Genomic DNA, 6,697 nt, shown 5'->3' with positions numbered 1-6,697 from the left:
CCCTAACACCCTAACACCCTAACACCCCAACACCATCCAACACCCAACCCCGACAAGGTTAAGATAAATAACCATAAGAACAATACTTGACTAGAGACACTGAAACCATGCCCCTTGATACCGCATCGATTTTAGAAGTATTACGTCCCGTTCAAGATCCAGAACTGCAAAAAAGCTTAGTGGAATTGAACATGATCCGCAATGTGGCGATCGATGGCGGAAAAGTTAGCTTTACCCTAGTTTTGACCACTCCTGCCTGTCCTTTACGCGAATTTATCGTGGAAGACTGCCAAAAAGCCGTTAAACAGCTGCCCGGGGTGGAAAGTGTCGCTGTGGACGTAACTGCCGAAACCCCGCAACAAAAAGCTTTACCCGATCGCCAAGGTGTGGAGGGGGTTAAAAATATTATCGCCGTTTCCAGTGGTAAGGGCGGTGTGGGGAAAAGTACCGTGGCTGTCAATATCGCCGTCGCCTTGGCTCATTTAGGGGCAAAAGTGGGGCTATTAGACGCGGACATCTACGGACCCAATGCCCCGACAATGTTGGGCTTAAATGACGCACAAGTGACGGTACAGGGCGCAAATGGCGAGATATTGGAACCCGCTTTCAACCATGGCATCAAAATGGTTTCCATGGGCTTTTTGATCAACCCCGATCAACCGGTCATCTGGCGCGGTCCGATGTTAAACGGCATTATCCGTCAGTTTCTCTATCAAGTCAACTGGGGCGATTTAGACTATTTAATCGTCGATATGCCTCCCGGTACCGGGGATGCACAATTAACTTTAATTCAATCGGTCCCCCTAGCGGGTGCGGTGATTGTCACCACTCCCCAGACGGTTTCTTTAATTGATGCGCGCCGGGGTTTAAAAATGTTCCAACAGCTAGGGGCGCGGGTTTTGGGTATCGTGGAAAATATGAGTTATTTTATCCCCCCCGATCAGCCCGATCGCTCCTATGATCTATTTGGGTCCGGTGGTGGGGAAAAAACCTCGCAAGAATTGGGCATTCCTTTACTGGGATGTGTGCCTCTGGAGATATCCCTGCGGGAGGGCGGTGATACTGGTGTACCAGTGGTTTTAGGGCAACCGGAATCGGCCTCAGCTAAGTCCCTAATAGCGATCGCTCGTCAGGTGGCGGCGAAAGTATCCGTGGCAGCCTATAGTTAGGGTTTGCGGCAAAAAGTTTTTCCTAGGGGCAGGGTGTGGCCCCCCCAACCCCCCCGACATCGGGGGGGGGCAGGGTGTAGGGTGTAGGGTTTTACCCATTTTCAGGGAAAAAGTCCCTAAATTTTCCCCCCGATCACTCCAAAGACTGGTACTTTTGGATTTCAAAAAGGTCTAAAAGTATTATCGAACAATGTTTTTAGATTTATTGAGCAAACCCTAGTTAGTTAGTAAATTTGGGGAGAGAAATGGTGAGAAGACAGTCCCTTATTAGTAGGAAACTAAGGGGTTTTAGTGAGCGGTTTAGCTTCATTTTCCGTGATATAGCCCAAATTGATTGGCTTTTGTTCGTTTTAGTGACGGGTTTAACCGTTTTTGGTGGTTTAATGATTCGTAGTGCCGAAAGACATACCACTGCTCTCGATTGGTGGCAACACTGGTTATTCGGGGCCGGGGGAGTGGCGATCGCTTTATTTCTGGCCCGTTGTCGTTACGAAAGTCTGCTCAAATGGCACTGGTTAACCTATCTTCTTACCAATCTCTCCCTAATCGCGGTAATTGTCCTAGGGGTGACGGCGAATGGGGCGCAAAGTTGGATTAATATCGGCAGTTTTAACGTGCAACCGTCGGAATTTGCCAAGGTAGGTTTAATTATCACCCTAGCAGCCCTCCTACATCATCGTCCCGCCGATAATCTTTTTGCGATCGCTCGTGTCTTTGCCGTCACTGCCATCCCCTGGGTGTTAATTATGGCGCAGCCGGACCTGGGGACGGGATTAGTCTTTGGTGCAATTACCCTAGGCATGATTTACTGGGCTAATGCGAAACTGCCTTGGATGATTATCCTCTTATCTCCCCTCGCATCGGTTTTTCTGTTTAATTTACTTTTTCCTGCTTGGATTGTTTTAGCAATTATCATCGCTGTGCTTGCTTGGTTTACCCTTCCCTACCGTTTTTTATCTACTTTCATCGTGGTGGCAACTAATCTGGCAGTGGGTAAATTAGGCGAGGTTTTTTGGGGTTTATTAAAAGAATATCAAAAAGATCGTTTAACCCTATTTCTTGACCCAGAAAAGAATCCTTTGGGGGGAGGTTATCAATTAATTCAATCCCGCATTGCCATCGGATCGGGAGAATTATTGGGACGGGGATTACACCAAGGCACCCAAACCCAATTAAATTTTATTCCCGAACAACACACCGATTTTATCTTCTCCGTAGTCGGGGAAGAATTCGGTTTTGTCGGCAGTATTCTAGTTTTAATAGCTTTCTGGTTAGTTTGTTGGCGTTTGTTAGTCATTGCTAATACTGCTAAAGAAAACTTTGGTTCTTTAATAGCGATCGGTGTTCTCTCGATGATCGCTTTTCAGGCAATTCTTAATATTAGCATGACCGTGGGATTAGCCCCGATTACAGGGATTCCTTTACCCTGGTTAAGTTATGGACGTTCATCTTTATTAACCAATTTTATTGCCTTGGGTTTAGTGGAATCCGTGGCTAATTATCGCCCCCGTAAGCGTTTGTACTAAGTAGTTGTGCAGTTATCAGTTATCAGTTATCAGTTATCAGTTATCAGTGATCAGTGATCAGTTATCAGTTATCAGATTTGAGTTTTAAGTGTGGAGTATTAAATCCCACTTTCCGCACTTCTTAACATTCAATTGATGATTTTTACTAATATATTCCTTCCAAACCCTTGCCCCTAAGGATTATAGCTACAATGATGGATTTTGATCAAGGTGAAGAATTGTAAATTTTTTTCTCAGAAAAAATCAATTATTGAAAATGTTCTCAATAGTAGTTTCTACAATCAAGGTTTTTCGTTAAAACATCTTGGGGAATGTAAAAATATATAAAAGTATATGAAGATGTGCGGAATGTCGGCTGTTAAGGCACTATGCTGAATCATATTGTTTTTTAACACACAGAGTTGTCATGCCCAATTTTTCGCACACTTGCAGCAGTATTAACTACGACCCTAACAGCACAATCCTGAGTGCTGAGTGCCAAGCTCGCGATGGAGAATGGATGCCCACCGAACTGAGGCTTAGTGACCATATCGGTAATATAGATGGGGAATTGCAGTTCGGGGATCAAAACTTCCAAGAAACCTGCCAAGATTGTCACCTTGAGTTCGGGGATGGAGACCAATCCGTATGGTTGGTATGCACTTGTCAAACAATGGATGGGGAATGGAAACCTACGCAAATACTGTTAGACAGTCAGATCGATAATAACGACAGCCAACTGGAAATCGGATAGGGTAGAAGAGGACGCAAGAAATCCACGATTCCGCTATCTGTTGGGTAGAAAACCTACACTTACCCGCAAGAAAAGTGTAGGTAGTTCAGCAAATATTGGAGAACGCCATGAAAGTGACCTATGATCCAGTCGTTGATGCTCTCAAAATCACCTTAAGTAATGTGCCAATTGCAGAAAGCGACGAGCAGAGTCCGGGGGTGATTCTCGACTATGACCAGTGGGGGAACGTGGTGGGGTTAGAAATCCTAAATGCTCAAGAGCGGATGGACAATCCCCAGTCTTGCGAATATTCGATTCTGACCACTAAACCGGAATTAGTCGCCACTTAAAAGAGACAAAAAGAAATTTAAATACAGGAATTTCCCACTGACATGAAAGAATCGCCTAAAGTTGTTTTTGTGTCGTGAACTATCAATTGTCTCTCCACTTTTAAAGTCACCTACTCTCTCGGCAAAAACTACGTTAGTCTAACACGATTGGGCTTAGGAGAGCAGGGAGCAAAGGATTTAGTATGATTTAGCGGAAATTTTTCTTAAATTTTTCTTAGATGCTTGACATTGGCCGGATTAGTGCTTATGATGTTTCCCATCACCCAAATAAAAGCAAATTATTTGCACAATCCCGATTCTGAGAGCCATGCACAGCAAAGCTTTCAGGGGTAAGTACAGGTGGTTGTTTTTATCTGAGTGATTAAACTTGTTCACTCAAAATTACCAGAGGAATAACTATGGCATATCCCAACGATCAACAAGGTAAAGCACTTCCTTTCTTTGCTCGTTTCTTGTCCGTAAGCAAAGAGGAATCTTCCATCAAGTCTCCTTCCCCTGAGCCTACCTACGGGGGCACCTTTAAATACCCTTCTGACTGGGAAGAGTATTAAACTCAGATCACTTGAGTAATTACAGCACTTTTCTTGATTACACCGTACAGACAAAAAGCTAAAGGAGCCACTAAGCAAGGCTTGCAGCCAAAAAAACTGCACGTTGAGATCCTGAGAAGTGCTGTAAAGTAACTTTGGTAATTACTCAAGAAAAAAACCAATACTGCAATAAGTCAAGCAAAAGCAAGACTTTTTGCAGCATTTTCTTGAGATTAGGATCAATAAAGACCGACCCAAAAGCCTTAAGATGGGTTAAAATGTAAGGACTTGCAACTGATATGAAAGAATCGCCTAAAGTTGTTTTATTGTTGACCCATAGCGGCGATTTTTTCACGATTGACCGCGTGGCTGAGGCGATAGAAAAAAAAGGAGCCACACCTTTTCGCTTAGATACCGATAAATTTCCCTTAGAGGTTCAATTAGCAGCCCAATTTAATGGTAAAAAAAGTTTTTATCAATTAACCTATAACCATCAATCTATTGATAGTGAACAGGTGCAATCTGTTTGGACAAGACGTATTTGGCAACCTGAACTAACAGGAGATTTAGATCCTCAGTTTCGGGAGGTTTGTGTGCGAGAATCCCAGACGACTTTGTCCGGTTTTTGGGATAGTTTAAGGTCAGCGCGTTGGTTAGATAATTTAGCGCAAATTGAGAGGGCTAAAAATAAGTTATTACAACTTCGTTTGGCCTCAGAAGTTGGCTTAATTATTCCCCCTACCTTAGTTACCAATAATCCTGATGCTGCCCGGGAGTTTTTTTCCCAGGTTCAGGGAAGAATGGTGAGTAAATTGTTAACTGCGATCGCCCGAAGTATGGAATCGCCGGAATTTTTTCTTTATACCAGTAGGGTGAAAGCAGAAGACCTTGAGGAAGCGGAATCTTTACGCTATTGTCCTATGGTTTTTCAAGCGGAAATTCCCAAACAATTAGAATTGAGAGTTGTCGTGGTTAATGGACAGACATTTGTGGGAGCTTTAGAATCTTCTCAGTATAATAATTCAGCCGTAGATTGGCGAAGACCGGGTATTGATCCGGGTGCTTGGCAACATCATACTTTACCTGATTCACTATTGCAGCAACTTCAGATTTTTATGGCTAATTTAGGGTTGAATTTTGGGGCGTTTGATTTTATCTTAACTCCTGGGGGTGAATACGTTTTTTTAGAAGTTAATCCCTGTGGTGAGTGGGGAATGTTAGAACGGGATTTAGATTTACCTATTTCTAATGCGATCGCTGATTTTTTAGTCTTCGGTTGATCGGCAAAGCTCGCGCTCAAAAAATTGTTAATCCTAAGTTTTCAAGGAAATCTATGACCGTTTTAATTGTTACTTTTAGCCACGATAATGAAAGTATTCCTCTGGTAATCAAAGCCATAGAAACGATGGGTAAAAAAGCCTTCCGTTTTGATACTGATCGCTTCCCTACAGAGGTGAAAGTTGATCTTTACTCAGGCGGTCAAAAAGGCGGAATTATTACCGATGGAGAACAAAAATTAGAGCTAAAAGAAGTTTCTGCTGTCTGGTATCGACGCATGAGATACGGACTAAAATTACCCGATGGGATGGATAGTCAATTTCGCGAAGCTTCTCTTAAGGAATGTCGGTTAAGTATTCGAGGAATGATTGCTAGTTTATCTGGCTTTCATCTTGATCCAATTGCGAAGGTAGATCATGCCAATCATAAACAATTGCAGTTACAAGTGGCGCAACAATTAGGTTTATTAATTCCGGGGACTTTAACTTCTAATAATCCTGAAGCTGTCAAGCAATTTGCTCAGGAGTTTGAAGCGACGGGAATTGTGACTAAAATGCTTTCTCAATTTGCTATTTATGGAGACAAGCAAGAGGAAATGGTTGTTTTTACCAGTCCTGTTACAAAGGAAGACCTAGATAATTTGGAAGGTTTGCAATTTTGTCCAATGACTTTTCAGGAAAACATTCCTAAAGCCTTGGAATTACGCATCACTATCGTCGGTGAACAAATATTTACGGCGGCGATTAATTCCCAACAATTAGACGGCGCTATCTACGATTGGCGAAAAGAGGGAAGAGCGCTCCATCAACAATGGCAACCCTACGATTTACCGAAAACTATTGAAAAACAACTACTAGAATTAGTGAAATATTTCGGTCTTAATTATGGTGCAATTGATATGATTGTCACACCAGATGAACGTTATATCTTTTTAGAAATTAATCCCGTTGGCGAGTTTTTCTGGCTAGAACTTTATCCTCCTTATTTTCCCATCTCCCAGGCGATCGCTGAAGTCCTCGTCAACTCATAAACCGACAAAAACAGAGCCGGAGTATTTGATCGCATCGACGAGGCTCTGACTCCAGATTTCCCCCCCCGACTCCTGACTTGAAAGAGGGTGTAGGGTGTGGGG

General features: G+C 43.0%; 7 protein-coding genes. All 7 read left to right on the top strand.

Annotated features, from left to right (window positions below):
• The first annotated feature begins 107 nt into the window (after nucleotides 1-107).
• The 7 genes from IQ242_RS13210 (at nucleotide 108) to IQ242_RS13180 (ending at nucleotide 6,595) form a co-directional block, all read left to right on the top strand.
• Nucleotides 108-1,169 carry an Mrp/NBP35 family ATP-binding protein gene (locus tag IQ242_RS13210; RefSeq protein ID WP_193960282.1) on the top strand — a complete coding sequence of 354 codons (1,062 nt, stop codon included), beginning with the start codon at nucleotides 108-110 and terminating at the stop codon, nucleotides 1,167-1,169.
• A 245-nt stretch (nucleotides 1,170-1,414) separates the two neighbouring features.
• Nucleotides 1,415-2,695 (top strand): rod shape-determining protein RodA, encoded by a 1,281-nt coding sequence (gene rodA / locus IQ242_RS13205; protein WP_193960281.1) that lies wholly within the window; start codon nucleotides 1,415-1,417, stop codon nucleotides 2,693-2,695.
• A 406-nt stretch (nucleotides 2,696-3,101) separates the two neighbouring features.
• Complete coding sequence (locus tag IQ242_RS13200) at nucleotides 3,102-3,428, top strand: CVNH domain-containing protein (RefSeq protein ID WP_002775566.1); 327 nt, start codon at nucleotides 3,102-3,104, stop codon at nucleotides 3,426-3,428.
• Nucleotides 3,429-3,535: 107 nt separating this feature from the next.
• On the top strand, nucleotides 3,536-3,757 hold the full coding sequence (locus IQ242_RS13195) for a DUF2283 domain-containing protein (RefSeq protein WP_016517288.1): 222 nt from the start codon (nucleotides 3,536-3,538) through the stop codon (nucleotides 3,755-3,757).
• 398 nt (nucleotides 3,758-4,155) lie between these two features.
• Nucleotides 4,156-4,308 (top strand): microviridin/marinostatin family tricyclic proteinase inhibitor, encoded by a 153-nt coding sequence (locus IQ242_RS13190; RefSeq protein ID WP_110578310.1) that lies wholly within the window; start codon nucleotides 4,156-4,158, stop codon nucleotides 4,306-4,308.
• A 278-nt stretch (nucleotides 4,309-4,586) separates the two neighbouring features.
• Nucleotides 4,587-5,567 carry an MvdC family ATP-grasp ribosomal peptide maturase gene (locus IQ242_RS13185; RefSeq protein ID WP_193960280.1) on the top strand — a complete coding sequence of 327 codons (981 nt, stop codon included), beginning with the start codon at nucleotides 4,587-4,589 and terminating at the stop codon, nucleotides 5,565-5,567.
• A 53-nt stretch (nucleotides 5,568-5,620) separates the two neighbouring features.
• A complete protein-coding gene (locus IQ242_RS13180; protein WP_193960279.1) occupies nucleotides 5,621-6,595 on the top strand; it encodes an MvdD family ATP-grasp ribosomal peptide maturase in 975 nt (324 codons plus the stop codon).
• Nucleotides 6,596-6,697: the final 102 nt, after the last annotated feature.

This window comes from Microcystis sp. LEGE 08355 (assembly GCF_015207185.1).
Taxonomy (GTDB): domain Bacteria; phylum Cyanobacteriota; class Cyanobacteriia; order Cyanobacteriales; family Microcystaceae; genus Microcystis; species Microcystis panniformis.
This window is presented reverse-complemented; position numbering and strand designations above follow the sequence as displayed.

Coding starts and splice junctions, on each gene's coding strand:
- IQ242_RS13210 (WP_193960282.1), top strand. CDS start 108: ATGCCCCTTGATACCGCATCGATTTTAGAAGTATTACGTCCCGTTCAA.
- rodA (WP_193960281.1), top strand. CDS start 1,415: ATGGTGAGAAGACAGTCCCTTATTAGTAGGAAACTAAGGGGTTTTAGT.
- IQ242_RS13200 (WP_002775566.1), top strand. CDS start 3,102: ATGCCCAATTTTTCGCACACTTGCAGCAGTATTAACTACGACCCTAAC.
- IQ242_RS13195 (WP_016517288.1), top strand. CDS start 3,536: ATGAAAGTGACCTATGATCCAGTCGTTGATGCTCTCAAAATCACCTTA.
- IQ242_RS13190 (WP_110578310.1), top strand. CDS start 4,156: ATGGCATATCCCAACGATCAACAAGGTAAAGCACTTCCTTTCTTTGCT.
- IQ242_RS13185 (WP_193960280.1), top strand. CDS start 4,587: ATGAAAGAATCGCCTAAAGTTGTTTTATTGTTGACCCATAGCGGCGAT.
- IQ242_RS13180 (WP_193960279.1), top strand. CDS start 5,621: ATGACCGTTTTAATTGTTACTTTTAGCCACGATAATGAAAGTATTCCT.